This window comes from Sediminicola arcticus, from assembly GCF_040566695.1.
Classification (GTDB): Bacteria; Bacteroidota; Bacteroidia; order Flavobacteriales; family Flavobacteriaceae; genus Sediminicola; species Sediminicola arcticus.
In genome coordinates, this window is sequence record NZ_JBEXAE010000008.1 from 71,352 (window position 1) to 96,945 (window position 25,594).

Annotated in this window: 23 protein-coding genes; 16 read left to right on the forward strand and 7 right to left on the reverse strand. The window is 36.7% G+C overall.

Going from position 1 to position 25,594, the window contains the following annotated elements; all coding sequences use genetic code 11:
• Positions 1-21: 21 nt before the first annotated feature.
• Positions 22-642, reverse strand: coding sequence for a recombination mediator RecR (gene recR / locus ABXZ36_RS14315; RefSeq protein ID WP_354616364.1), 621 nt, complete (start codon positions 640-642; stop codon positions 22-24).
• A 67-nt stretch (positions 643-709) separates the two neighbouring features.
• Between recR and ABXZ36_RS14320 the strand changes: the two genes are divergently transcribed.
• On the forward strand, positions 710-2,173 hold the full coding sequence (locus ABXZ36_RS14320; RefSeq protein WP_354616365.1) for a sodium:solute symporter: 1,464 nt from the start codon (positions 710-712) through the stop codon (positions 2,171-2,173).
• Positions 2,174-2,180: 7 nt separating this feature from the next.
• Here ABXZ36_RS14320 and ABXZ36_RS14325 read toward each other — a convergent pair whose 3' ends face one another.
• The gene (locus tag ABXZ36_RS14325) at positions 2,181-2,540 is read right to left on the reverse strand and encodes a CoA-binding protein (RefSeq protein WP_354616366.1); all 360 of its coding nucleotides are present in this window, start codon (positions 2,538-2,540) and stop codon (positions 2,181-2,183) included.
• 144 nt (positions 2,541-2,684) lie between these two features.
• Between ABXZ36_RS14325 and ABXZ36_RS14330 the strand changes: the two genes are divergently transcribed.
• Complete coding sequence (locus ABXZ36_RS14330) at positions 2,685-2,825, forward strand: hypothetical protein (protein ID WP_354616367.1); 141 nt, start codon at positions 2,685-2,687, stop codon at positions 2,823-2,825.
• 138 nt (positions 2,826-2,963) lie between these two features.
• Positions 2,964-5,414, forward strand: a complete 2,451-nt coding sequence (locus ABXZ36_RS14335; protein ID WP_354616368.1) for a TonB-dependent receptor — start codon at positions 2,964-2,966, stop codon at positions 5,412-5,414.
• Positions 5,415-5,509: 95 nt separating this feature from the next.
• Here the strand turns inward: ABXZ36_RS14335 and ABXZ36_RS14340 are convergent, their stop codons facing one another.
• Positions 5,510-6,517 (reverse strand): 3-oxoacyl-ACP synthase III family protein, encoded by a 1,008-nt coding sequence (locus tag ABXZ36_RS14340; RefSeq protein ID WP_354616369.1) that lies wholly within the window; start codon positions 6,515-6,517, stop codon positions 5,510-5,512.
• Between the two features lie 275 nt (positions 6,518-6,792).
• Between ABXZ36_RS14340 and ABXZ36_RS14345 the strand changes: the two genes are divergently transcribed.
• On the forward strand, positions 6,793-9,240 hold the full coding sequence (locus ABXZ36_RS14345; RefSeq protein ID WP_354616370.1) for an alpha/beta hydrolase family protein: 2,448 nt from the start codon (positions 6,793-6,795) through the stop codon (positions 9,238-9,240).
• Between the two features lie 31 nt (positions 9,241-9,271).
• Here the strand turns inward: ABXZ36_RS14345 and ABXZ36_RS14350 are convergent, their stop codons facing one another.
• Both ABXZ36_RS14350 and ABXZ36_RS14355 read right to left on the reverse strand, forming a co-directional pair.
• Positions 9,272-10,579, reverse strand: coding sequence for an ABC1 kinase family protein (locus ABXZ36_RS14350; protein ID WP_354616371.1), 1,308 nt, complete (start codon positions 10,577-10,579; stop codon positions 9,272-9,274).
• Positions 10,580-10,646: 67 nt separating this feature from the next.
• Complete coding sequence (locus ABXZ36_RS14355; RefSeq protein WP_354616372.1) at positions 10,647-11,306, reverse strand: TetR family transcriptional regulator C-terminal domain-containing protein; 660 nt, start codon at positions 11,304-11,306, stop codon at positions 10,647-10,649.
• Positions 11,307-11,666: 360 nt separating this feature from the next.
• Here ABXZ36_RS14355 and htpG point away from each other — a divergent pair, with 360 nt between their 5' ends.
• The 3 genes from htpG to ABXZ36_RS14370 all read left to right on the forward strand — a co-directional run bounded on the left by htpG (position 11,667) and on the right by ABXZ36_RS14370 (position 14,695).
• Positions 11,667-13,553 carry a molecular chaperone HtpG gene (gene htpG / locus ABXZ36_RS14360; RefSeq protein WP_354616373.1) on the forward strand — a complete coding sequence of 629 codons (1,887 nt, stop codon included), beginning with the start codon at positions 11,667-11,669 and terminating at the stop codon, positions 13,551-13,553.
• Between the two features lie 73 nt (positions 13,554-13,626).
• The gene (locus tag ABXZ36_RS14365) at positions 13,627-13,986 is read left to right on the forward strand and encodes a DoxX family protein (protein WP_354616374.1); all 360 of its coding nucleotides are present in this window, start codon (positions 13,627-13,629) and stop codon (positions 13,984-13,986) included.
• Positions 13,987-14,062: 76 nt separating this feature from the next.
• Entirely contained in the window at positions 14,063-14,695 is a 633-nt protein-coding gene (locus ABXZ36_RS14370) for an MOSC domain-containing protein (protein ID WP_354616375.1), read from the forward strand.
• Between the two features lie 576 nt (positions 14,696-15,271).
• On the opposite strand, the gene ABXZ36_RS14375 is transcribed toward ABXZ36_RS14370, so the two are convergent.
• The gene (locus ABXZ36_RS14375; protein WP_354616376.1) at positions 15,272-15,652 is read right to left on the reverse strand and encodes a T9SS type A sorting domain-containing protein; all 381 of its coding nucleotides are present in this window, start codon (positions 15,650-15,652) and stop codon (positions 15,272-15,274) included.
• A 217-nt stretch (positions 15,653-15,869) separates the two neighbouring features.
• Here ABXZ36_RS14375 and ABXZ36_RS14380 point away from each other — a divergent pair, with 217 nt between their 5' ends.
• Positions 15,870-16,739: an AraC family transcriptional regulator gene (locus tag ABXZ36_RS14380; RefSeq protein ID WP_354616377.1), complete on the forward strand. Its 870-nt coding sequence runs from the start codon at positions 15,870-15,872 to the stop codon at positions 16,737-16,739.
• Positions 16,739-17,338 carry an alpha-ketoglutarate-dependent dioxygenase AlkB family protein gene (locus ABXZ36_RS14385; protein WP_354616378.1) on the forward strand — a complete coding sequence of 200 codons (600 nt, stop codon included), beginning with the start codon at positions 16,739-16,741 and terminating at the stop codon, positions 17,336-17,338. Before ABXZ36_RS14380 ends, ABXZ36_RS14385 begins: the two co-directional genes overlap by 1 nt.
• Positions 17,339-17,404: 66 nt before the next feature.
• Here the strand turns inward: ABXZ36_RS14385 and ABXZ36_RS14390 are convergent, their stop codons facing one another.
• Positions 17,405-18,175 (reverse strand): S1/P1 nuclease, encoded by a 771-nt coding sequence (locus ABXZ36_RS14390; RefSeq protein ID WP_354616379.1) that lies wholly within the window; start codon positions 18,173-18,175, stop codon positions 17,405-17,407.
• A 165-nt stretch (positions 18,176-18,340) separates the two neighbouring features.
• Between ABXZ36_RS14390 and ABXZ36_RS14395 the strand changes: the two genes are divergently transcribed.
• The 7 genes from ABXZ36_RS14395 (at position 18,341) to ABXZ36_RS14425 (ending at position 25,593) form a co-directional block, all read left to right on the forward strand.
• On the forward strand, positions 18,341-20,599 hold the full coding sequence (locus ABXZ36_RS14395; RefSeq protein WP_354616380.1) for a transglycosylase domain-containing protein: 2,259 nt from the start codon (positions 18,341-18,343) through the stop codon (positions 20,597-20,599).
• An 88-nt stretch (positions 20,600-20,687) separates the two neighbouring features.
• The gene (locus ABXZ36_RS14400) at positions 20,688-21,548 is read left to right on the forward strand and encodes an SPFH domain-containing protein (protein ID WP_354616381.1); all 861 of its coding nucleotides are present in this window, start codon (positions 20,688-20,690) and stop codon (positions 21,546-21,548) included.
• A gap of 2 nt (positions 21,549-21,550) precedes the next feature.
• Positions 21,551-22,057 (forward strand): DUF6141 family protein, encoded by a 507-nt coding sequence (locus ABXZ36_RS14405; RefSeq protein ID WP_354616382.1) that lies wholly within the window; start codon positions 21,551-21,553, stop codon positions 22,055-22,057.
• Positions 22,044-22,217, forward strand: coding sequence for a DUF4177 domain-containing protein (locus ABXZ36_RS14410; RefSeq protein WP_354616383.1), 174 nt, complete (start codon positions 22,044-22,046; stop codon positions 22,215-22,217). Before ABXZ36_RS14405 ends, ABXZ36_RS14410 begins: the two co-directional genes overlap by 14 nt.
• 11 nt (positions 22,218-22,228) lie before the next feature.
• Positions 22,229-23,155 (forward strand): alpha/beta hydrolase, encoded by a 927-nt coding sequence (locus ABXZ36_RS14415; protein ID WP_354616384.1) that lies wholly within the window; start codon positions 22,229-22,231, stop codon positions 23,153-23,155.
• A gap of 2 nt (positions 23,156-23,157) precedes the next feature.
• Positions 23,158-23,322, forward strand: a complete 165-nt coding sequence (locus tag ABXZ36_RS14420) for a type II toxin-antitoxin system antitoxin (protein ID WP_354616385.1) — start codon at positions 23,158-23,160, stop codon at positions 23,320-23,322.
• A 72-nt stretch (positions 23,323-23,394) separates the two neighbouring features.
• On the forward strand, positions 23,395-25,593 hold the full coding sequence (locus tag ABXZ36_RS14425; RefSeq protein ID WP_354616386.1) for a DUF5916 domain-containing protein: 2,199 nt from the start codon (positions 23,395-23,397) through the stop codon (positions 25,591-25,593).
• Position 25,594: the final 1 nt, after the last annotated feature.

The following is a 25,594-nucleotide window of genomic DNA, read 5'->3' on the forward strand; positions in this document are numbered from 1 at the left end:
TCCTATTTTTTAGTTTAATTCCTAGGATGATTTTAACGAATTCTCAAAGGGAATTCGGTTTATTATACTTCTACCTAAAGTGACCTCATCGGCATATTCCAATTCATCACCCACAGCGATACCCCTGGCAATGGTAGAGGTTTTTACCTCTGCGCCTTCTAACTGTTTATAAATATAAAAATTGGTGGTATCACCTTCCATAGTTGAACTCAGCGCAAAAATCAATTCCTTTATAATACCCTCTTTCACCTTAGTCAACAAAGATGAAATGGTCAAATTCTGTGGACCTATCCCCTCCATTGGAGAGATCTTACCTCCCAAAACATGATAGAGTCCTTTATATTGCCCTGTGTTCTCTATAGCCATGACATCCCTAATATCTTCTACCACGCAGACCAAGCTTTCATCCCTTTTTGGATTGGCACAAATCTCACACAAAGCAACATCGGAAATATTATGGCAATTGGAACAAAACTTGATATTATTCCTTACATGCTGAAGGGATGAAGTAAGTCTTAAAGTCTGTTCGCTAGGTTGCTTTAACATATGCAGCACAAGTCGCAATGCCGTCCGTTTGCCAATGCCTGGCAATTGTGACATTTCATAAACTGCATTTTCCAATAGTTTAGAAGAAAATTCCATAGTTGCAAAATTACGATTTTAGATTTATGTTTTATCTTTTTGTACTTTGCGATGTAAATTTATTTTTATGACCGCCACGCATATCCTGCTCCTTATAGGGTGTTATTTTTTGTTGCTTTTATTCATCTCCTTCCTTACCGGAAAAAATGATTCCAACAACGATTTTTTTAAAGCGGGTAAACAATCGCCTTGGTTTCTAGTGGCTTTTGGAATGGTAGGAGCCTCCTTATCAGGAGTTACCTTTATTTCTGTTCCGGGTTGGGTTGAAGCGTCACAGTTTAGCTATATGCAAGTGGTATTTGGATATCTGGTGGGGTATTTTGTGATTGCGTATGTACTACTCCCCATTTATTACCGACTCAACGTCACCTCCATCTATGAATATTTGGGACAGCGGTTTGGACAAGTGAGCTATAAAACTGGGGCGTTCTTTTTCTTTATCTCTAGGGTGCTAGGATCGGCATTCCGACTATTTTTGGTAGCCATAGTGTTACAGCAGTTTGTTTTTGACAAGCTGAACGTTCCTTTTGAAGTTACCGTAATACTATCCATCCTCTTAATCTGGATATATACTTTTAGGGGCGGCATTAAAACCATTGTTTGGACAGACACCTTACAGACCTTATTTATGCTGGTTTCCGTAGGATTGTGCATCTATTTTATAAATCAAGAAATGGGTTGGACTTTTTCGGAATTCTTGGCTTCGGAAGAATTAAAACAATACAATAAAATATTCTTTACAGATTCCCTTTTTAATAAAACACACTTCGTAAAATCGTTCATTGGCGGTATGTTCATTACCATCTGCATGACGGGTCTAGATCAGGATATGATGCAAAAGAACCTTACTTGCAAATCTTTAAAGGACGCACAGAAGAATATGATCTCCTTCACCGTGGTCCTTGTGGTCGTCAACTTTATCTTTTTGCTTTTAGGAGCCCTACTTTTTATATACGCAGCCAAATTTAATATCGCTATCCCTTTGATGGACGGGTCTCCAAAGTCCGACTTACTATTCCCGGAAATAGCACTTAACAGTGGTTTGGGAATTACTGTGGCGGTCACTTTTATGCTAGGACTTATTGCCGCGGCATATAGCAGTGCCGATAGTGCTCTGACTGCTTTAACCACCTCTTTCTGTGTAGATTTTTTGAATATTGAAAAGCGGCCAGAAGCTGTTCAAAAAAGCATCCGAAAGAAAACGCATATAGGCATGAGCATTCTTTTGATCATAGTAATCATAATTTTTAAATATATTCTTGACAAAAATGTTATTGATGGCCTGCTTACAGTAGCTACCTACACATACGGTCCTCTCTTGGGCTTATTCGCTTTTGGGATCTTCACCAAATACAAAATCAATGATCAATATGTTTGGATGGTAGCAATGGCATCGGTTCTGATCATTGTTGGAATCGCCAATATCCCTATGGAATATTTGGGTGGTTATGAGGTAGGCTATGAGCTACTACCCATTAATGGATTATTGACATTTACAGGATTGTGGTTGATCCGGATTAAGGGTAAATAGGAAATACTTAATATTGCCCTGTTCCCAAAAGTACCAGAGTGCAGGCTACCTCCACTTTAATACCTGCTTTTTTCAAAAGGTCATATAGTTCTGGGTTTTCAGTACCGGGATTAAAAATGACCCGTTTAGGGGACAAGTTCAAAATGGCATCATAGTAAGAAACCTGTCTTTCTGCTCCTATATAAAGGGTTATGGTGTGTATATCTTTCATCTCTTTAAGATCGGTCTTTACGGAAACCGAATCGATTTGTCCTTCTTTCAACCCAAAGGCTTCCGTTTCAATATGGTTGACTAATAAGCGTTTCACGGCCAAATAACTGTACCTATTTGCTTTAAGTGATGCGCCAAAAACTAGTGTTTTCTTCATATGTTAATGTCACTGTTAAATAATGTTAAGAACACCTTAGTTCACATTAATTTTTCGTCTCTTAAGGCAAACGAATTGAAAATTCAAGGTATTGATAAGGCTATATATTTATTATTAATGGTTAGTGTTTAGTATACCTTATCAATGAAAAAGCCCGGAGAAACTGCTTCGGGCTTTCTTTTTTACGACCTAATCCCATATCCCCAAATTGCACCTCAAAAGTACTCCATTCCAAATCAATTTAACAATCATCTTGCCATTTCGCCAAAAGACGATCGATGTTAAAATTTTTTTATAATACCCATCCTTGGCTTCCTTCACAATCACTTTTCATGTTAAAGTAATAAAAGGCACCTGATTTTTGTAACATTTAAAATTTTGGCTCGTCTTTTATATATCAATCATCAATAAACGAACAATCACATGAAAAAAGTAATCTTGCTTTTTGCACTGCTTTTCTGTGGAGTAAACTCAGCGAATCATCTAAAACATCCAACAGATTTAAAAAATGGAGAAGTAAGCGGTGTCATTTTGGACCAAAATACAAAGCAACCCATACCCTATGCATCCATTGTTATTAAATCTCAAACTGATTTAATAACAATTACAGGAGGTATTTCCCAAGATGATGGTAGCTTCTTAATAGCAGAACTTCCAGAAGGAAACCTCCTGTTGGAAATACAATTTATAGGTTACAAATCTTTTTCCAAAATCATTATTATTACAAAGGACATCATAAAATTGGAATTGGGAACAATTTTCTTGGAAGAAGTAACGGAAGAACTCTCAGGAGTAGAGGTTGTGGGCGAACGCACTACAATTGAGCAAAAAATAGATAGAAAGGTAATCAATATAGGTAAGGATCTTACTACTACAGGAGCAACGGCTTCTGATATAATGAACAATATACCTTCTGTCAATATAGACCAACAAACAGGGGAACTTAGTCTTAGGGGCAATTCCAACGTAAGGGTCATGGTAGATGGTAAATTATCCAATGTGCCAGTGGCCCAACTTTTGCGTCAGATTCCATCTACCTCTATAAAATCTATAGAATTGATCACCAATCCTTCCGCCAAATACAATCCGGAGGGGATGAGCGGTATTATCAATATTGTACTTCATAAAAACTCCAATATTGGCTTTAACGGAACCCTAAGTACGGGATTAACGGTAGGTGTTGAGGCAAAATTTAATAGTTCCATCGATTTGAACTATCGCAATGGAAAATTTAATCTTTACGGAAATTACGGAAATAACATAGGGAAATATGTTAATGATGGGACCATATATAGAGTAGATGAAAATTCGGAGCAATTGTTCGATTTTTTCAACAACAATAAGTCCCACCTATATAAATTGGGAGTTGATTTCTTTTTGAATGATAAAAACACCATTTCTTTTTTCACCAACCAAAACATGTTTGACGGCAAAGGAGAAGGCCTTACGGAAATATTATATTATGACGCTAACTCCAGAAATTCTAAACAGTTTTTCAACAATGTCAATAAAAATTTAAGTGAGCAATATAATTTTGATTATAAACTGGATTTTAAAAAAGATGGGCACAACTTGGAACTCGAGGTAGATTACAACCATTTTAATGATACCGAAGTAGCCGATTTTAGGTCTATCGGTTCAGTGCAATTTCCTGATTACCAAGATTATGTGGATACCGAAAGGATACAGACCATTGCAAACTTAGATTATGTAAACCCTTTGGATTCAATTTCTAAATTGGAAGTAGGTATAGAGACGAGGATTTTTGAAACCAAAGTGGGGTATTCTTCCACAGGTTTATCCTTTAATAATAACGGGGATTTACGACCTACACCGGACACTGATTTTGTATATGGAATGGATATCTATTCTGCTTATGCCACCTTTGGTCAAAATTATGAGAAATGGTCCTATCAATTAGGGATAAGAGTGGAAGATGTAGAGGTAAAGGCAGACACTAATACGGTCAGATCTTTTACCGATAAGTATACAGAAGTATATCCTTCTGGATTTTTGACGTATAGCCCGAGTGAAAAAAACCAATTTCAAATAAGTATAAGTAGGCGAGTGGATAGGCCTGGACTACAACAGGTAAATCCTATCCGAGAATGGTCCACCCCACTGATATCATCATTTGGAAATCCAAATCTAATACCACAATTTACCAATTCCTATGAAGTGAACTATACGCGAAGATTGGAAAATGGAAGCATCACAAGTGGTTTGTTTTATAGGACCATCTCAGATGAAATAAATAGAGCTGTTTATGTAGATCCTCTAGATCTAAATAAATTGATTTTAACTCATGATAATTTTGATAACACCTCTGCTTACGGCATGGAGATTTCCTTAAATTTGAAGCCTGCCAAATGGTGGAGTATCAATGGCAGCTTTGATCTTTTCTCCCAAACACAAAGAGGTATTACAGAGCGTTTGTCCATAAATGATGGAACACCAGCAGAAGATAATATTATTGTTGAAAAGGTTTCTGTTGATAATTTAGCATGGAACCTTAGAATGAACAACAGTTTTAAAGCAACAGATAAGCTAACCTTCCAATTATTTGGATTTTATAGGGGAGAAAACCAAAATATTCAGTTTTTGGTAAAACCCATGTATTTTATAAATACCGGAGCTCGTTATAGCTTCGCAGATGGGAAGGGAACATTTAGTCTTAATTTCAGCGATGTTTTTAATACTATGCGTTTTGCTTTCGAAGGCCAACGCCCATATCAGCAAATTGGTCAATTTAACTGGGAAAGTCAAAATGTCTATGCGGGACTGTCCTATCAATTTGGCAGCACAAAAAACAAATCCTCGAGCAGAAAAAGAAGAGATAACAATACCAAAGAAGGTGGCGGTGGAATATTTTAAAGGGTAGCTATGGGAACATTTTGGTTGGTTATGTTCCTAAGTGACCCTGATTGATAAATCCCTAGTGCAATTGCACTAGGGATTTATATGTTTTACTACCATTTTATTATGACACTGCCCCAAGTAAACCCGCTACCAAACGCGGCAAGGACGACAACATCACCCTCTTTGATCTTCCCTTTCTCCCAAGCTTCTGTTAAGGCAATAGGTATGGAAGCTGCTGTGGTATTCCCATATTTCATAATATTATTATAAACCTGGTCATCAGATAATCCGAACTTCTTTTGAATAAACTGGGAAATCCGAAGGTTCGCTTGGTGGGGCACCAACAAATCTATATCAGAAGCTTTAAGATTATTTTTTTCAAGTCCCTCATTGATTACTTCACTAAAACGCACTACGGCATTTTTAAAAACGAACTGTCCATTCATATATGGAAAATAAGACTCATCATTAGGGTCATTATCAGCAAGGATATCATTTACCCAACGCTTGCCCATTCCTGGGGCTATTAATGACAGTTCTTCGGCATGTTGACCTTCTGAATGAAGGTGTGTGGATAGTATTCCCTTTGAGGCATCCTCTTCCCTACTGATGATTGCAGCTCCTGCCCCATCACCAAAAATTACAGAAACACCCCTTCCTCGGGTAGTCATATCCAAACCGTGGGAATGCAGTTCAGAACCAATAACCAACACATTCTTGTACATACCAGTTTTTATGTACTGATCTGCAACGGATATGGCATAAACAAATCCTGAACATTGGTTACGCACGTCCAACGCTCCTACTGTTTTAATATCTAGGTCCCGTTGTACTAATACTCCTGGGCCAGGAAAATAGTAATCTGGACTTAGCGTAGCAAAAATGATGAAATCTATATCATCCTTATCTATTCCAGCCCTTTCAATTGCGATCTTGGCCGCTTTTACACCCATAGAAGTGGTCGTATCCTCTCCTTTAACAACATGCCTGCGCTCTTGTATTCCTGTCCGCTCTTGAATCCAAGCGTCATTGGTTTCCATTAGCTTAGAAAGATCATCATTGGTAACCACGTTTTCTGGCACAAAGTACCCTAATCCTATAATCTTTGAATTGTACATTTTAAGTTTATTAGTTTTCAGGAAATATGAAACTTTTCAATATCTCCTGGTCAATATAATAAAGAATGATGGTATTACATCTAAAAGACAAAAATAAAATAAAGTCCCTTAAAATTTGCATTATTACGCAAATCTCATCCAGTAATTTATCTACATTACTTCATTTTAACTTTTTTACAACATTTTAAGGAATTGTATTTGAGTAAATTGTCCAACAAATTAATGGGTATACTATCGTTATTCACTTTTTTAATACCAACCTAAAACTTTATTTCATGAAAAAATTATTACCCTTATTTCTCATATTCCTAGTTTTTTGGGGATATTCTCAAGAAAGCCTCACGTATCAAAAACCTTCTAAGGAAATCTTAAATTTAGTTGACGCCCCAATGGCTCCAACCGTTCTCATTACCGACAATGGTAATCACATGGTTATGCTGTACAGGGACGCTTATAAGACTATCGAAGAGCTTTCGGAGGACGAATTAAGACTAGCGGGACTCCGTATTAATCCAAAAACAAATATTGGTAGCCGCACCAATTACTACAATAACATTAAAATAAAGGCTACTACTGCTTCTCAGGAAATTCAAGTTAGCGGACTTCCTGAAAACCCAAGGCTGGCAAATTTTAGTTGGTCTCCAGACCAATCCAAGATTGCAGTAACCAACACCACAACAACCGGTGTAGAGGTATGGGTCTTGGATGTGGAAGAGTCCTCGGTAAAAAAACTTACCGAAGCCAATGTAAACGCAAATATGGGAGATGTACTCAACTGGTTCAAGGATGGTAATTCTATTTTGGTTAAAATGTTGCCCTCAGCTAGGAAAGCATTGATTAATGTAAGCGAGGCCATACCTGCGGGACCCACCGTCTCTTCTAATGATGGTAAAAAGGCTCAAAATAGAACCTATCAAGATTTGTTGAAAAATCCGAATGACGAATTTAATTTTGAACAGCTGGCATTATCAGAATTGCATAAGATAGATCTAAACGGAAATTCCTCTATATGGAAAGGTCAAGACATGTACAGTTCTTTGAGTTTCTCTCCAGATGGTTCTTATATTATGGCCGTGACTATAGATAGACCCTTTTCATATTTGGTTCCATATAACAGATTCCCTTCTATCACAACCATTTACAAAAATGATGGAAGCCTGGTACAACAAGTACTAAAAGTGCCCTTGATAGAGGATCTGCCCCAAGGGTTTATGGCAGAACGCACAGGGATGAGAGATATCAGTTGGAGAAGCGACAAACCTTCCACGCTAATCTATGCGCAAGTATTGGATGGAGGTGATCCTGAAATCGAAGTAGCCTTTAGGGACGAGGTATTTCAATTGGAGGCCCCTTTTAAGGGAGAGGGCAAAAGTATCCTCAAGACCATCAACAGATTTGCAAGCATACAGTGGGGTAACGATGGCATAGCTATTGCCTATGATCGCTGGTGGAATACTAGGAATACAAAGACCTATGTTTTCAATCCTTCCAATCCCTCTGAAAAGCCAAAAATAATTTCAGATCGCAATTACCAAGACGTTTATAACGATCCAGGTGAATTTGTAACTACTAAAAATGAATATAGTGTTAATGTCCTGGCCTTAGACGGCAAGAACAATGCTTTTCTGATGGGAGATGGATTTTCTGAAAAAGGACAATTCCCCTTCATTGACAAGATCAATTTGGTTTCTCAAGAAACCTTGCGTCTTTTCCAATCTACTCTTACAGACAAAAAAGAAACTTTAGTAGAATACCACCCAGAAAAGGACCAGCTTTTAGTTCGCATTGAATCCAAAAGCGAATATCCAAATTACTACTACAAAAATTTGATACGCAAAAAGGCACCACAACAGCTTACCTTTTTTGAAAATCCCTTTAAAAGTATCCAAAATGTAAATAAGGAGGTCATTACCTATAAAAGGGAAGATGGCCTGGAATTAACGGGTACCTTATATTTACCCGTGGGCTATGACAAGGTAAAAAAAGAAAAATTACCTATGATTTTGTGGGCCTATCCAAGAGAATTTAAGGATAAAAATAGCGCCTCCCAAAATACTCAAAATCCGAACGAGTTTACCTATCCTAGCTGGGGCTCACCTATTTATTGGGTCACAAAAGGCTACGTGGTATTGGATGATGCCGCCTTCCCAATTATTGGTGAGGGAGATGCACAGCCAAATGATACGTTTAGGAAACAATTGGTAGCCAATGCAAAGGCTGCAATTGATGCCGTAGACGCCAAAGGATATATAGACAGAAAAAGAGTGGCTGTTGGCGGACACAGTTACGGTGCCTTTATGGTGGCTAACCTACTTTCCCATTCCGATCTTTTTGCTGCAGGGATTGCAAGAAGTGGCGCCTACAATAGAACGCTTACTCCTTTTGGATTCCAAAGCGAAGAACGAAACTACTGGGAAGCACCTGAAGTCTATTACACCATGTCACCCTTTATGCATGCCGATAAAATGAAAACTCCATTATTATTAACCCATGGGGAAGCTGATAATAATTCTGGAACATACCCAATGCAGAGTGAACGTTATTTTAATGCCCTAAAAGGTTTAGGAGCAACGGTTAGATTGGTCATGTTTCCAAAGGAAAGTCATGGCTATAGGGCCAAAGAAAGTATTTTGCACTTGCTTTGGGAACAAGACCAATGGCTAGAGAAATACGTAAAACAAAAAGAAGAAATTATAGACGCCCCTTTGATGGGTAAAGATTAAAAAAAAGCCCCAAAATATTTCGGGGCTTTTTTTAAATGTATTGTCTAAAATCATTGACCACTACCTTGGCCTTGAGATCATGAAGTAAATTGTACAAACCGAAAAAGGTCCTATTTAAATATAAGAAATGTTTGGAACCGCGGTTGCCATTCATTTTCCTTATCTGGGGATCCTTTGAATAACGCTCACTTAAATTAGCGATTTTACTCCAAAATTCATCTGCACCAAAATCAAAATTATCCTCGTTAAATGGAGTTGTAAAAATGGTAAGCAGTTCCTTGAATAGAGCCTTGAAAAATTTCAACTCCTCCGGAGAATCGGCCTCCGATAATATTTCCAATTCATAGAGCTTCTCCATAAATATAGCATCATTCTCTATATTTTCTTTTTTGGCAAGCTCAAAATAAGGTATATAAAATTCGTCAGGTAATTCTTTGATACATCCAAAATCTATGGCTATCAAAGTTTCCTTTTCACTGACCAAAAAATTACCAGGATGTGGATCTGCGTGTACCTTTTTTAAGCCATGAATTTGAAACATATAAAAATCCCATAGCGCTTGTCCTAGCTTGTTCCCTAAACGTTCGTCGAAATCAGTTTTTGCAAATTCACTAAGGTGTTTCCCGTTCATCCAGTCCATTGTAAGGATACGCTCACTAGACAGTTCTTCATAATATTTAGGAAACTCCATATTTGGTATTTCGCTACAGGCCTCCGTAATTTCTTTACTATGTTTTAATTCCAATATGTAATTGGTCTCTTCTATCAACTTGTTTTCTACTTCCTTGAAGAATTTATCAGAATCTTTTCCTTTTAAGTTGAACATTCTAATAGCTACCGGCTTCACCAGTGCCAAATCACTGCTAATACTTTCAGCAACCCCTGGATATTGAATTTTGACTGCTAATTTCTTACCGTCCTTTTCAGCCCTATGTACCTGACCAATGCTAGCAGCGTTAATGGAATCCTTTTCAAATTCGTCAAAAATTTCTTCAGGGTATTTCCCAAGGTATTTTTTAAACGTTTTTCGTACTAGTGGAGCTGATAATGGGGGAACAGAAAATTGTGATAAAGAGAATTTCTCTACATAAGCGCTCGGCAAAAGGCTTTTCTCCATGCTTAACATTTGGGCAACCTTTAATGCACTACCCTTTAAGCTCTTTAAACCATCATAAATATCACCTGCATTATCTTCATTAAGCTCATCCTTGGTCATTGTAGGGTCTACCAATTTCTTACCGTAATATTTCATGTAGTTTCCCCCAACTTTGACGCCGGTTGTAACTAATTTGCCAGCTCTTTCTATTTTCCCAGTGGGAATTCTATCTAATGTTTTCATGCAATGCGATTTTTCGACCTTTTGAGGCCTAAGGGTTTAGAAGCACAATATAGTATTCAGAGGTTAACTAAGAAAAGTTCTCTTTGTACAAGAATTTTCCAAAATCCAAGATGCTTTCTAATGGCGTATTATCAAAAAGATCGAAAATTGTGGTAACTGATTTTTCAATGGCTAAATCTGTTTTTTCAAATGCCGGTGAAGAATCATTCATCCAAAATTTTAAAAGAAACATAAACTGCAACCATGCACCCTCAGAAAATAATTTAGGAGGATGTTGGGTTAGTTTAGAAGATTTGTTTGCATTACCCTCTTCTATCAAATCAGTTGCGAACGATTTTATATTCTGACGGAGCCCCTTAAGTTGTTCCATATTCTTGAGCATATTCTGGTTTTCATTCAATGAAAACAACACATAACTTCTATTGAGGGTCACTAATTCAAAAAATGTAAAAAAGAAGGTAAGCATCTTATCCTTATTTGAAAAAGAATTATACGCTTCATTTTTATTGATCAATGCTTCGGTATTGGTATAAAAAGTGTTCCAAATAGCCTTTTGCAAGCCATCTACCGATCCAAAAAAATTATAAAATTCTTCCTCCTTTATCTTATTGGCTTTACAAAATTTATAGATTGACTTAGGGACTTCTTCATGCTCTAATACGTAATCCATATAAGCACCTATAATGGCATCTTCCGTTACTTTTTTAGTATTTGCTTTAGCTGGCATAACAATCTTATTTTGTTGATGTAAAAATACAATTATCTAAACATAAATGTGTTAAACATTTATGAAATGATTAAAGCACACAAAAAAAGCGTGTTTTTAAAAACACGCTTTTTAAACAACCTAACCAATAAATAAACAAACTTGTCACAGAAATAATTCTTTTTCATAGCATTTCTTTCCTGCAACATAACAAATATAAGTATTGTTTAGTTATATGGGCAAATAATTAAACAAAATAATATGTTAATGTTTTTAGGAAGCTATGTGTTTCCGTGGCAATATGTCAGTTTGTCACTAAAGCAAAGTATGGTATTTTTTTTGACATAGTATTAATTATAAAATTAAAAACTATTTCAAAATATGGCTACAGGTAAGATTAATGTGTCCGTTGAAAACATATTTCCGTTGATTAAGAAATTCTTATACAGCGATCATGAAATATTTTTACGGGAATTGGTGTCTAATGCGACAGATGCAACTTTAAAGTTAAAGCACCTGACTACTATTGGAGAAACAACCGTGGAATACGGTAACCCAATGATTGAGATCAAAATTGATAAGGAAGGTAAAAAAATCCATATCACAGATCAAGGATTGGGAATGACAGAGGAGGAAGTTCAAAAATACATCAATGAAGTTGCGTTTTCAGGTGCAGAAGAGTTTTTGGATAAGTATAAAGACTCTGCAAAGGATTCTGGAATTATAGGTCATTTTGGTCTAGGTTTTTACTCCGCCTTTATGGTGGCAGAAAAAGTGGAGATCATCACCAAGAGTTATAAAGATGAGCCAGCGGCCCATTGGACCTGTGATGGCTCTCCTAACTTTATCATGGAACCAAGTGATAAAACAGATCGTGGAACTGAGATTATCCTTCATATTGCTGAAGACTCTACAGAATTCTTGGAAAAAAATAGGATATCTGAGCTATTGGGCAAATACAATAAGTTTATGCCCGTTCCAATTAAATTTGGAACAAGAACAGAAACTCTTCCTAAACCAGAAGGCGCCAAAAAAGAAGACAAAGCGCCTACCATAGAGGTAGACAATATCATTAACAATCCAAATCCGGCTTGGACTAAAATGCCTGCCGATTTAAAGGAGGAAGATTACAAAGGATTTTATAGGGAACTCTATCCTATGCAGTTTGAAGAGCCCCTTTTCCATATTCATTTGAATGTAGACTATCCCTTTAACCTTACAGGTATTCTCTACTTCCCTAAATTGAAAAACGATCTCAATGTTCAAAAAGATCGTATTCAATTATATCAAAATCAGGTGTTTGTTACGGATAATGTTGAAGGTATTGTACCTGAATTCCTCACCATGCTTAGAGGAGTGATCGATTCTCCGGACATTCCATTAAATGTTTCCCGTTCCTATTTACAGGCAGATGGTGCTGTCAAAAAAATAGCTTCTTACATCACTAGAAAAGTAGCAGATAAGCTTAGCTCTTTGTTCAAAAACAATAGAGAAGATTTTGAAGCCAAATGGAACGATATTAAGATCGTGATAGAATACGGTATGCTTTCCGAGGATAAATTCTTTGAAAAAGCAGATAAGTTTGCACTCTACCCAACAGTAGATGGTAATTTCTATACTTTCGAAGAACTACAAAAAAAAATAAAGGATAACCATACTGATAAGGACGACAAATTAGTAATCCTTTACGCATCCAACAAAGAGGCTCAACACAGTTATATAGAAACAGCCAAGGCCAGAGGTTTTGAAGTTTTGCTGTTAGATTCACCTATTGTGCCTCACTTGATTCAAAAATTGGAGACTTCTAAAGAAAACATATCTTTTGCAAGAGTAGATGCCGATCATTTGGACAACCTAATTAAAAAGGAGGATACCCAAATTTCTAAATTATCCGAAGAGGAAAAAGAGCAATTAAAGACTGTATTAGATGAGGTTATCCAAAATAAAAGTTATACCGTTCAATTAGAAGCTATGGATAGCGATGCGGTCCCTTTCATCATTACAGAACCTGAGTTTTTAAGGAGGATGAAAGAAATGCAGCAGACTGGTGGTGGCGGAATGTTCGGCATGGGCAACATGCCAGAAATGTACAATCTGATCGTAAACACCAATTCTGATCTTGTAAATGAGATTCTAAATACCAAAACGGCTAAAAAGAAGGAGCGATTAATCAATCAATCCCTAGATTTAGCGAGGTTATCCAAAGGACTACTCAAAGGTGAAGAATTAACAAACTTCATTAAGAGGAGCTACGAGATCATTAAGTAATAAGAGTATTAATCTTTAGGAAAAAAGGGACTGCTTTGAAAAGTAGTCCCTTTTTTATTATTATATTCATGCCATGATTTATCCATGGCATCTATATGTAATGTCCGTAATGTATTTTTTTGCGGGCATTATGCATTTTGTAAAACCAAAGGCATATTTAAGAATAATGCCGCGATATCTCCCACAACACAAATTACTAGTGTTCTTGAGTGGACTGGTGGAAATTGCACTTGCAATAGGACTTTGTTTTGAAGAAACAAAAGACCTCTCTATCTTAGGTATTATAGCAATGCTTGCTGTATTCTTACTAGTACATTTCTACATGCTTACAGGTAAAAAGGCAGCTGCGGGCATACCTGTATGGGTCCTAGTATTTCGTATCCCATTGCAATTTGTGCTGATGTTTTGGGCTTTATGGTATTTACAGTTTTAATATCTTTAGGGTGATTAAAAAAATCAGCAATGCCTAAATTTTCCTACCTAGTAATACGGATCATAATAGTTTTTTAATGAAAGTAATAGCAACCAATATCAGTAAGGGCACCACTATTAATTGGCACGGGAAGGAAGAAAAAACAGGCATCTTCAAAACGCCTACCACAGCACCTATTTTTCTTAGCAAAACAGATGTTGAAAAGGATACTGTTGTGGATAGAAAGTACCATGGCGGATTGGATAAGGCCTGCTATCTTTTTTCTGCAGAGGAATACACATACTGGAAAGAATTGTATTCCAACCTTGATTGGGATTGGGGTATGTTTGGTGAAAACCTAAGCATAGAAGGATTGGATGAAGCCCAAATACGAATTGGTGATATCTATAGGATTGGAAGTGCTTTGGTACAAATATCCCAACCTAGGGAACCTTGTTATAAACTAGGAGTACGATTTCAGACCCAGAATATTCTAAAACAGTTTATTGACAGATCTTATCCTGGCACTTATGTGCGAATTTTAGAGGAAGGTTTAGTTTCGCAAGGGGATAGCATGATTTTGGAAGAACAATCTGAAAATAGTCTTACAGTCCAACAATTTTACATCCTTTTGTTCGCCAAGACAAAATCTAAGGAACTATTACATCTTGCTATGAAAAATAAGGCTTTGCCCCTTAAAAAAAGAGAAAGTTTAGAAAAGTACTTATAATGATGCCCAATCTTTGAGACCACTACCTTTAACAAAAATCAATTTTATGTAGGGTACAACGCTCCATGTAATTCTATAAAAGAATTAAAAAGTAAGTAAATAGCAAAAAAATCATCGCATTATCTCCATGGTCTTTGCTTAAACGGTTTGTTAAAACAAACTATAAGCGTGGTAAGACGATGCTGTGGCTTAAAATGATACGCGCTAAAAGTTACTTAAGAAAGTAACGGTAGGTACATTATATTTTCCTTAACTAGCTATTAGAGGATTCCATGTCAAGGGACGGACAAAGCAACAGACCATATAATAATTAGTAGAAATCGGGTGTTTTATGGCAAATACAGGCCACAAACTTTCTTATGAAATTAGGCACTTAAAATAGTTAAACTACGAGCCATGGGAGAAAAGGAAGTGTAAAAAGGCTTCAACTGAATAATTCAATAACCAAGTCATAGAAACAGGATACGTTCCTTTGGAACTATTACCAGTCAAAATTAAGGGTTAGATCTCATCCAATAAAAAAAGGGGCGAGCTAGCCCCTATTTTTCCGAATAAAATTAACTAAACTAAACTAAACTATTTTATTAGGATATTTTCAAAATACGTCTTATTTCCTTCTTTAAGAATAACTCTGTAACGACCTTCATCGGCCTTTTCAAAATTGAATGCTTTTTCTACAATTATAGTCTGGTTAAACGTAGTTTCATAGATTACATTCCCAGAAGCATCTTGAACCATTACCTCTACTTTTTTACCATCTAGGTTCAAGTGGTTCATGTAAACCATTTTTCCTTTTGTACGGAATGTTGGTTTAATGATTTCATTAGATGTCAAATTAAGTACTAAAGGTTTAACCTCGTTCACTTGAGTTGAATCAAATTTAACTTCTTTGGCCGAAACAACTACTGAAGTTATCATTAAGGTCAATACTGCTGTGATTTTTAATGCTTTTTTCATAATTTTTTAGATTTAAGATTACTAAATCATTTACACTGCAAACTTACAGCGATACACCTCCCCCCACTACACCTCATTTTTCCTATTTATGTGCTATTTTACCAGCTTAACACATCAATAACATAGGTAGTGTTAATACAGAACATATTTTAGGTAATTTTGTCGATAATTGAAATTGAGACCTTGTCTAAATTTACAATGAAAGTAAATTAGTCCTATGAAACAGAAACCTGCATTCGAATCTATTGAACCGGATTTTGGACATTCGTTTACCTATCAAAAATTTGATGCTAATCGTTCCAACAAAAACCATATATGGCACTATCACCCAGAAATAGAATTGGTTTATGTAAATGGGGGTAGCGGAAAACGCCAAATAGGAAGTCATGTATCTTATTATACCAATGGAGACCTTATATTAATTGGCTCCAATCTTCCACACTGCGGTTTTACGGATAAACTAACAGGAAATACCAGTGAAACAGTAGTTCAAATGAAAATTGATTTTTTAGGAACCGATTTTTTTGGAATTCCTGAGATGAAAAAAATTCAAAAACTTTTTGAAATTGCTAAAGGAGGGGTTGCCTTCAACGGGAATACCAAACGGAAGATTGGGGAAAAGATGGAAATTTTAGAATATCAGTCTGATTTTCAGCGGTTGCTTTCCATTTTAAACATATTGAACGAATTGGGAAATTCCCAAGAATTTAAAGTTTTGAATGCGGCAGGCTTTTCCATGGAAACCGAAGTAAAAGACAATGACAGAATCAATATTATCTTTAATCATGTGAAAATAAATTTTAAAGAGGAGATTACCTTGGAAGAAGTAGCAGATTTGGCAAGTATGACAGTACCGTCTTTTTGTAGGTATTTTAAAAAGGTTACTAACAAAACCTTCACCCAATTTGTAAACGAGTATCGCTTAGTGCATGCCTCTAAATTATTGGCAGAGCAACCCATAAGTATCACCGAAGTCTGTTTTGAGAGTGGCTTCAATAATTTTTCCCATTTTAACAAACTATTTAAAGCCTTCACAGGTCAAAATCCTTCTGAATATCGTAACCAATTAAAAGCTGTATTGCAATAATGCACAATTTATTTTCAGATTTCCATCAATTAGTGCTTCCTGATGCGGATGTCACCTATTACCCCAACTTTTTAGATCTTATAAAGGCGGATTCCTATTTTGAAGAATTTAAGAACACCATTCCATGGCAACAAGACGATATAAAGGTATTTGGTAAAATTTATGCTCAACCTAGACTTACTGCCCTCTATAGCACTAATGGAAAGCCATACTCCTATTCCAACATTACCATGCAACCCCATAATTTCACGAAAGAATTATTAGATATTAAGGAAAAGATAGAAGTAGTTTCAAAAAACAGTTTCACTACCTGTCTTTTGAATCTATATAGGGATGGTAAGGATAGTAACGGCTGGCATGCCGATAATGAAAAGGAATTAGGTGAAAATCCGGTAATAGCCTCCATAACTCTTGGACAGGAACGGTATTTCCATTTAAAACATAGAACTCAGAAAGAATTAAAATACAAGTTGTTATTGGAGCATGGCAGTCTCCTATTGATGAAAGGAACCACACAGCATCATTGGTTGCATCAAATCCCTAAAACGGCCAAACCTATATCCGAACGCATTAATCTGACGTATAGAGTACTAACCTAAGGAACCTCTTTAGCGCCTTCTTTTGTTGGATTTGGCAGGTATCTTTAAACTAATAAAGAACACATTTTAAAAGAGATCGTTCAACACTTTTGCTAAACGAAGTCCTCCCTTTTGTAATTGCTTACGAACGGTATTGGTGTATTTATAACTGTACTCATACCCTAACTTGTCCCCTACCTCAACAGAGCCATAAACTTCCTTAGCTAAATCTTGGGATTCTTCAACCCAATCGTAAACATCTCCCTCTTGGATAGCATTGCGTTCTTCTTTAGAAAGTGAAGGTAGGTTATCTGCAATTTCTGTGTAGCTCATGCCAAATTCATCAATTAAATTGCTATCCCATACCCTATGTAAATTAGTCCCTTTACCAAACCACTGTAGTTGTATATCGTTACCTCCTTTATCTTCTTCCCGTCCGGCATGTAAGGGCTGGTGTAGATCCCCAATAAAATGTACCAACATTTTTAGGTAAAAGGCCCTATCTTCATCTGAGCTGTTCTCATCCTTTACTATGGTTATGCATATTTCAATGCCCTTGACCAAATCTCCATAGGTACTTGGAACCACTTCAATATATTTTTTATCCATAGGATAATTTACATAATGCCATGGCCCATATTTAGAATAGCTTCGATCAGATTTAATATCATCCGCATAATTGGATACTAATGCTAAACTTTCTCCTTTTAAGATCTCTTTGATGGCTCTTTTTGCCTTCCCTGTAAGGTGTTGTGAAGCAACTTCCCCCACTGTTCTATGACCTGTTTTTCCCCAAAAAATTTCATTGCCAAAAGAGAATTGAACTACCAAGAATACCAAAAAAATGATTTTTTTCATGCTTTGTATTGCTATAGAATTAAGAATATATGTGTTAGTAGCACACTTGAGTTGGGCGACGCTATACCTTTGTGCAAAAATAGAGAATCATACATTAAGGTATTGTTAATAGTCTAAGGATTTTGCGTTTTTTGCGCCATCTTGCAATATCAAATATTTAAAATATTGATTTCCAATCATATAAAAAATAAGGTACTTAAAAATACGATTCGAATTACGTTGGGACTGGCCACGGTTTTTGTGTTATTCTATTTATCTATCTATTCAGGCGTGTGGGGAAAAGTTCCCTCAAAAAAAGACCTTTCTGAATTTAATTACCAAAGAGCTTCGGAGGTGTATTCTGCCGACAGTATTCTAATAGGAAAATACTATTTATTTGATCGGCAACCTATTATTTACGATGCCCTGCCCCAACATCTAATAGATGCTTTGGTGGCTATTGAAGACGAACGCTTCTACGGGCATCACGGTATTGACTATCCCAGTTTGTTTAGGGTTGTCTTCAAGACTATTTTACTACAAGACCAATCGGCCGGAGGAGGAAGTACCCTGACCCAACAACTGGCTAAAAATCTGTATCCGCGGATACCTAACGGCAAAGTACGTTTGGCTATTGATAAAGTAAAGGAAATGATGGTTGCCTCCAGATTGGAAGATCTATACACTAAGGAGGAATTAATCACCCTTTATCTAAATACTGTTTCTTTTGGAGACAATACCTTTGGAATTGAAAGTGCCTCTCTGAAATTTTTCAACAAAAAAACAAAAGAATTGAAGGTGGAAGAAGCTGCCACCCTTGTGGGTATGCTCAAAGCTACTTATGGCTACAATCCGAGGGTATTCCCTGAGAATAGCCTAAACAGACGTAACCTTGTTTTACAGGCCATGGCCAACAACTCCTATCTCAGCTCTAAACAAAAAGATTCCCTTACCCAACTTCCCGCCCAATTGAATTATAGGGAATTTGACTATAATGATGGTATAGCACCCTATTTTAGAGAGGAAGTCAGGAAACAGCTATTGCAATGGGTAAAAGAACAAAACGCCAATGACAAAGAGTACAATATCTATACCTCTGGACTTAAAATTTACACCACTTTGGATTATAGAATGCAAGTCTTGGCAGAAGAGGCCATGACCGAACATATGAGAGCTTTGCAACAAAGTTTTGAAAAGAGTTATGGTTCCAATGCTCCATGGCTAAAAGACACTGAACTAATCCAGAAAAAAATTCAAAATTCATTGGCTTATAAAAAGTTAGAAGGTAATGGCCTCAGTAAAGATCAAATTTTGGATAGTCTACAAAAAAAACACCCTATGACGTTGATGGACTGGGCAGGAGAGAAAAACGTTCAGGCCAGTAGTATGGATAGTATACAACATTATATGAAATTCCTTAATACTGGATCCTTATCTATAGATCCTACTACAGGAGCGGTTAAGACATGGATTGGCGGGGTTAATTTCAAATATTTTAAGTACGACCATATTTCCCAAAGCAAAAGACAAGTAGGCTCTACTTTTAAACCTATCGTCTATACCGCCGCCATAGAAAAAGGTATTGACCCTTGTACGTATTTTTCTGCCCAGGAAGTATCCTATGATAACCTGGAAGGCTGGTCTCCCAGTAATTCAGGAAAGACAGATGAGACCTATCTCAACTATTCTATGGAACAAGCGCTGAGCAATTCTATAAATACGGTAGCCGTTAAGGTATTGGAAGAAACGGGCATCCCCAATGTAATAGCACAAGCTAAGAAAATGGGAATAACGAGTACTTTGCCCAACCTTCCTTCCCTTGCATTGGGTACAGCAGAAATAAAAATAAATGAACTCATTGGAGCCTATGCCAGTTATGTAAATAAAGGAAAGGCGGTAAAACCATTTACCATTACCCGTATTGTCAATGCTAAAGACTCTATTCTAGTAAACTTTCAGCCTGAGATCACAAAGGAACCTGCCTTCTCAAAAGAAACCGGCATGCTGCTATTGGAAATGATGAAAGCAACCGTTGATAAAGGAACTGCTTCCAGAATAAGAACAAAATACAACCTACCCAATGCCATTGCGGGTAAAACCGGTACAACCCAAAACAATAAAGATGCCTGGTTTGTTGGTATAACCCCTAAGCTTGTTAGTATAACCTGGGTAGGATTGGACACCTATGAAATAGGCTTTAAAAGCACCAGTTTAGGACAGGGAGCCAATGCGGCACTTCCGATTTTTGCTTTGTGGTTGCAAAAATTAAATAAAGAGAAAGAATTTAATTTCATCACCAAAGCCCGATTTGACAACCCTAGCAAAGCAGTATTGGATCAATTAGATTGTGAACCTATAAAAAGAGATGGATTTTTTAAACGGTTGTTCAAAAACCCGAATAAAACAAAAACAAAAAAGTTTAAGAATAACAGCAATTCAAAATAACACACTGTTACACACTATTTTATTTCAATATAAATTTTTTTGTTATATCTTTATGATATCATAATAATATCATTTTAAATTTACTGGTATGACAAACGAAAAAAATCTAGTTCCGTTCAATGGCTACATCATGCTATTGCTGTTTTTTATTGTAACTATAGGAAGTACCATCCTATTGATCACTAATGAATCGCTCATATTTGGCATAGGCATTATCCTTGCCCTATTTATGTTACCCGGTTTTGTATTGGTCAACCCGAATAACTCCAGGGTTTTGCTGCTTTTTGGAAAATATATTGGAACCATTAAGAAAAATGGTCTGTTCTGGGTCCTTCCATTTTACACGAAAACATCAATCTCCTTAAGAGCAAGTAATTTTGATAGTGAACGGCTTAAGGTCAACGACAAGTTGGGAAACCCCATCATGATCAGTACTATTTTGGTCTGGCGGGTCACTGACACCTACAAGGCCGCTTTTGATGTGGACGATTACAAAAATTTTGTTCGCGTCCAAACGGATGCTGCAGTGCGAAAGCTGGCAAGCATGTATCCTTATGACAATTTTGCCGATGAAGGCCATATTGAAGACATCACTCTCCGCTCCAGTGTCAATGAAGTGAGTGAAGCTCTCGAAAAAGAAGTACAGGAAAGGCTTTCCATGGCCGGGATAGAGGTGTTGGAAGCCAGAATTGGGTATTTAGCTTACGCACAAGAAATAGCCAATGCGATGCTTAAAAGACAACAGGCCACAGCCATTGTGGCTGCCAGACACAAAATTGTGGAAGGTGCCGTAAGTATGGTGGAAATGGCCTTGGACCAGTTGAGTAAAAAACAGGTGGTGGATTTGGATGATGAACGAAAAGCGGCCATGGTGAGTAATCTAATGGTAGTACTGTGTTCAGATAAAGACGTCTCTCCCATCGTGAACGCTGGCACTTTAAATCATTAATAATGCGGGTTTTTCAAGAGACACAACGGTTTAATCAATGGTATATGCGACTCATATCATTGGGCCTGTTGGCATTCCTATTGTTTTCTTTATATCAATGGTTTATAGCCAAAGATGCAGTGGGCAATGTTCCCCCAGACGATAGTATTGGTCAGTTGGTGGTCATATTTGTTCTTGTACTTACCATTTTGCTGTTATTCCTTATTCAATTAAAAACGGAGATCGATGAAAGAGGAGTGCATTATCGTTTTATTCCATTCCATTTTAAAAATAAAACCATCACATGGGGAGATATAAAAGAATGCTATGTCAGAACCTATAGTCCAATTATGGAATATGGGGGCTGGGGATATAGGTTAACCTTTAAAAATGGAAAGGCATTTAACGTTTCTGGAAATGAGGGCATACAGCTTGTTTTAAAATCCGGAAAGAAAATATTGATCGGAACACAGAAGGAATCCGAAGCGATGGTTGTCATTACTAAATATAAGAAAAATGAAAGAATATAAAATTGTAAAACAGAAAGGAAAGGTCTTTGGAAACTCTGATCAAGAATTTGAAGATGAACTAAACTCCCTAGCCAAAGAAGGCTGGAAGGTAATCAGTGTTTGTGGCATGACTCATTCTACATTGGTAAAGGCATATTTGGAAAGGGATAAATTCAGGTAAACCTAAATACTATGAAAAACCTTTTTTTAATTATTGTAGTATTGCCTTTTGTACTCTTTTCTCAAAAAATAATACAAGAGGAGTTACCTCTAAAGAATAGGGAAATTGAATTACCCGGTACCCTTTCCTTTTCTGAGACCCAAACCAAACAACCCCTAGTTATCTTTATACATGGTTCCGGCAATATTGACAGAAATGGCAACCAAGCAAGCGTAGGTATTAAGGCAAATTACATAAAGACCCTTGCCGACAGTCTAAACAAAAGGGGGATTGCCTTCTACAGATATGATAAAAGAACGGCCACCTTGTCCAACCTAAACAAACTAGGCACTATTACCCTTTTGGATTTTGTGGACGATGCCAAAATTGCTATTGCCCAGTTTAAAAAAGATACCAGGTTTAGCTCACTATTTTTAATTGGACATAGTCAGGGATCCCTAATTGGCATGATGAGTATTACTCCTGAGATCAGTGGCTATATATCCATCGCAGGCCCAGGGCAATCTATTGATAAAACAATTATAGAACAACTAAATTCACAGAATCCTGATTTAGCAAAATTGGCTAAGGAACACTTTGAAGAATTAATGGCTACGGATACCGTAGCTAGTGTTCATCCCTTTCTAATACAGATATTTGCACCACAGAATCAGCAATTTCTCAAATCATGGATGTTCTTGGACCCCATAGCGGAAATTAAAAAAGTTGCCATTCCCATTTTATTGGTAAACGGAGAAGAGGACCTTCAGGTAACTCAAAAAGATTTTCAAAAATTAAAAATGGCTCAACCAAATGCAAAAACAGAGCTCGTACCGCACATGAACCACGTCCTAAAAGACGTATACTCCAAGACAGAAAATCAGAATTCCTATTTTCAGGAAAATTTTCCGTTATCGAGCAAACTTGTCGACCTTATAACATTATTTATTAATCCTTGAACATGAGCAAGAAAAAAGCATTCGCCCTGCGCCTAAATGAAGACATGCTAAAGGCCATTGAAAAATGGTCTGCCGATGAATTTCGTAGTGTAAACGGACAAATAGAATGGATGCTAATGAATAGTTTGAAAGAGGCAAAAAGAGCTCCTAAAAAAGAAAAGGAATGATCCAATATTAAGTTTTGGGATTTACTTAACATTTTATTCCCCTACTTTTAAGCGCCAAAAAATAAATATTCAATGTTTAGAATACTTTTTTTCCTTGTAATCGTACTTTTTACGACCAGCACCTACAGCCAAAATGAAAAAAAATCATTCAATGTAAAGTACACTACAGACAAAATTACAATAGACGGAGTTTTGGATTATCCCGCTTGGGACCAGGCAGAAACATTAGGGCAAATGCAACAATATTTCCCCTCGGACTCCATACCAGCCATACAACAGACTGAAATTAGAATGCTATATGACGATACCAACTTATACGTTAGTATTAAGGCATATACAGAAGGTAGTAATTTTATCATCCCTTCTCTTAAGCGCGACTTTAGGGCGGGTGGCAATGACAATATAAGTCTGATGTTCGACACTTTTAATGACGGTACCAACGCTTTTTTATTCGGCACAAACCCGCTAGGAGTGCAAAGGGAAGCTCTTATTTCTGGAGGAGGATCGGATAATAGCGGCTTTAATACTTCTTGGGACATCAAATGGAAAGGAGAATCCAAAATTTATGATGGGTATTATATTGCAGAAATGGAAATACCGCTTACTTCATTCAAATATAATGAAGGAGAAACCAAATGGCGCTTCAATACGTATCGGTTCGATATGCAAACCAACGAGACCAGTACTTATGCTAAAATTCCCCAAAACCAATTGATCTATAGTTTGGCATTTATGGAGGATATGGTATTTGAACTACCTTTGAAGAAATCAAAATCCCTTGTAGCTTTAATTCCATATATCAATACCATAGCCCAAAAGAATTTTGAAAATGATGAAAGTCTATCTGATTTTAAATTTGGAGGGGATGCTAAATTGGCCATAGGTAATGGTATGAACTTGGATATTACCTTAAACCCTGATTTCTCAAATGTTGAAGTAGATGACGTTGTTACCAATCTAACCCGTTTTGAAATTGGCCTACCGGAAAAAAGACAATTTTTTATAGACAATAGTGATCTTTTTGGCAATTTTGGTGGCAGAAGGGACGCGAACCCATTCTTTTCTAGGCGTATAGGAATAGCTAAGGATACCGCAAACAACTCTATACAAAATAATATTTTGGGAGGGGTGCGATTAAGTGGAAAGATAAGTAATGACTGGCGACTAGGGTTCTTGAACATTCAAACGGACGAGGATTTAGCCAATGAAATAGCCTCTAACAATAATACCATGTTGGTGCTCCAAAAGAAAATGTTCTCCAGATCTAACATTGGAATGTTTTTCGTAAACCGACAATCGTTCAAGGATTATGATTTCTTGGAAGAAGATGAACGCTATAACAGGGTGGTGGGAATTGATTACAACCTAGCTTCAGCTGATAACATTTGGACCGGTAAGGCATATACCCACAAATCTTTCGAACCCAATGGAAAGGGTAAAGATTTCTCCTCTGGTCTGAACTTAAATTATAAGAGCCGCTTTTTCAATGTTACCATGGATGGTATTTATATTGGAGAGGACTTTAGATCTGACCTTGGTTTTGTGAGAAGAACAGATATTATTAAGGCAGTAACAGGTTTTGAACGTATTTTCTGGCCCAAATCTGGAAAGATCAATAGTCATTCTTTTAATTTTTTCCCAGTCTTTACCTGGGTTCCCGGGCTAGATTATAAGAATACCGATTATGAAATAAGAAGTTCTTGGGGAGCAGAGTTTAAAAATCTGTCTAAATTGGAAGCCCGCATGGTGAACAATTATACTTATTTAATTGATGGTTTTGACCCTTCCAATACCGATGGAGGTATCCTATTACCTTCCGATCTAGGTTATTATTACTCAAATTTTGAAATGGAGTTCAATTCCGATAGAAGAAAAGTTTTCTCTTATAGGATTCAACCATCTTACGGAAAATTCTTCAATGGCGAAAAACTTTCCATAAACAGTGAGTTAAGCCTTAGATTTCAACCAAAGGTCTTTTTATCCCTTCTAATTGATTATAACAATATTACTCTACCAGAACCTTATTCCAGTGCCGACCTTTGGCTTATTAGTCCAAAAGTGGAGATCACGTTCAGCAAGTCTATTTTTTGGTCGACCTTAGTCCAGTACAGTAATCAAATTGACAACTTAGGATTAAATTCCAGATTACAGTGGCGTTTTGCACCACTTTCAGATTTGTTCATTGTGTACAACGATAATTATTTTGTAAATAGTTTTGAGCCAAAGAATAGATCCATTAATCTTAAATTGTCCTACTGGCTAAATATTTAAC

Excerpts from the sequence above, each read along its gene's own strand:
- recR (WP_354616364.1), bottom strand. The coding sequence starts at position 642 with ATGGAATTTTCTTCTAAACTATTGGAAAATGCAGTTTATGAAATGTCA.
- ABXZ36_RS14320 (WP_354616365.1), top strand. The coding sequence starts at position 710 with ATGACCGCCACGCATATCCTGCTCCTTATAGGGTGTTATTTTTTGTTG.
- ABXZ36_RS14325 (WP_354616366.1), bottom strand. The coding sequence starts at position 2,540 with ATGAAGAAAACACTAGTTTTTGGCGCATCACTTAAAGCAAATAGGTAC.
- ABXZ36_RS14330 (WP_354616367.1), top strand. The coding sequence starts at position 2,685 with ATGAAAAAGCCCGGAGAAACTGCTTCGGGCTTTCTTTTTTACGACCTA.
- ABXZ36_RS14335 (WP_354616368.1), top strand. The coding sequence starts at position 2,964 with ATGAAAAAAGTAATCTTGCTTTTTGCACTGCTTTTCTGTGGAGTAAAC.
- ABXZ36_RS14340 (WP_354616369.1), bottom strand. The coding sequence starts at position 6,517 with ATGTACAATTCAAAGATTATAGGATTAGGGTACTTTGTGCCAGAAAAC.
- ABXZ36_RS14345 (WP_354616370.1), top strand. The coding sequence starts at position 6,793 with ATGAAAAAATTATTACCCTTATTTCTCATATTCCTAGTTTTTTGGGGA.
- ABXZ36_RS14350 (WP_354616371.1), bottom strand. The coding sequence starts at position 10,579 with ATGAAAACATTAGATAGAATTCCCACTGGGAAAATAGAAAGAGCTGGC.
- ABXZ36_RS14355 (WP_354616372.1), bottom strand. The coding sequence starts at position 11,306 with ATGCCAGCTAAAGCAAATACTAAAAAAGTAACGGAAGATGCCATTATA.
- htpG (WP_354616373.1), top strand. The coding sequence starts at position 11,667 with ATGGCTACAGGTAAGATTAATGTGTCCGTTGAAAACATATTTCCGTTG.
- ABXZ36_RS14365 (WP_354616374.1), top strand. The coding sequence starts at position 13,627 with ATGATTTATCCATGGCATCTATATGTAATGTCCGTAATGTATTTTTTT.
- ABXZ36_RS14370 (WP_354616375.1), top strand. The coding sequence starts at position 14,063 with ATGAAAGTAATAGCAACCAATATCAGTAAGGGCACCACTATTAATTGG.
- ABXZ36_RS14375 (WP_354616376.1), bottom strand. The coding sequence starts at position 15,652 with ATGAAAAAAGCATTAAAAATCACAGCAGTATTGACCTTAATGATAACT.
- ABXZ36_RS14380 (WP_354616377.1), top strand. The coding sequence starts at position 15,870 with ATGAAACAGAAACCTGCATTCGAATCTATTGAACCGGATTTTGGACAT.
- ABXZ36_RS14385 (WP_354616378.1), top strand. The coding sequence starts at position 16,739 with ATGCACAATTTATTTTCAGATTTCCATCAATTAGTGCTTCCTGATGCG.
- ABXZ36_RS14390 (WP_354616379.1), bottom strand. The coding sequence starts at position 18,175 with ATGAAAAAAATCATTTTTTTGGTATTCTTGGTAGTTCAATTCTCTTTT.
- ABXZ36_RS14400 (WP_354616381.1), top strand. The coding sequence starts at position 20,688 with ATGACAAACGAAAAAAATCTAGTTCCGTTCAATGGCTACATCATGCTA.
- ABXZ36_RS14405 (WP_354616382.1), top strand. The coding sequence starts at position 21,551 with ATGCGGGTTTTTCAAGAGACACAACGGTTTAATCAATGGTATATGCGA.
- ABXZ36_RS14410 (WP_354616383.1), top strand. The coding sequence starts at position 22,044 with ATGAAAGAATATAAAATTGTAAAACAGAAAGGAAAGGTCTTTGGAAAC.
- ABXZ36_RS14415 (WP_354616384.1), top strand. The coding sequence starts at position 22,229 with ATGAAAAACCTTTTTTTAATTATTGTAGTATTGCCTTTTGTACTCTTT.
- ABXZ36_RS14420 (WP_354616385.1), top strand. The coding sequence starts at position 23,158 with ATGAGCAAGAAAAAAGCATTCGCCCTGCGCCTAAATGAAGACATGCTA.
- ABXZ36_RS14425 (WP_354616386.1), top strand. The coding sequence starts at position 23,395 with ATGTTTAGAATACTTTTTTTCCTTGTAATCGTACTTTTTACGACCAGC.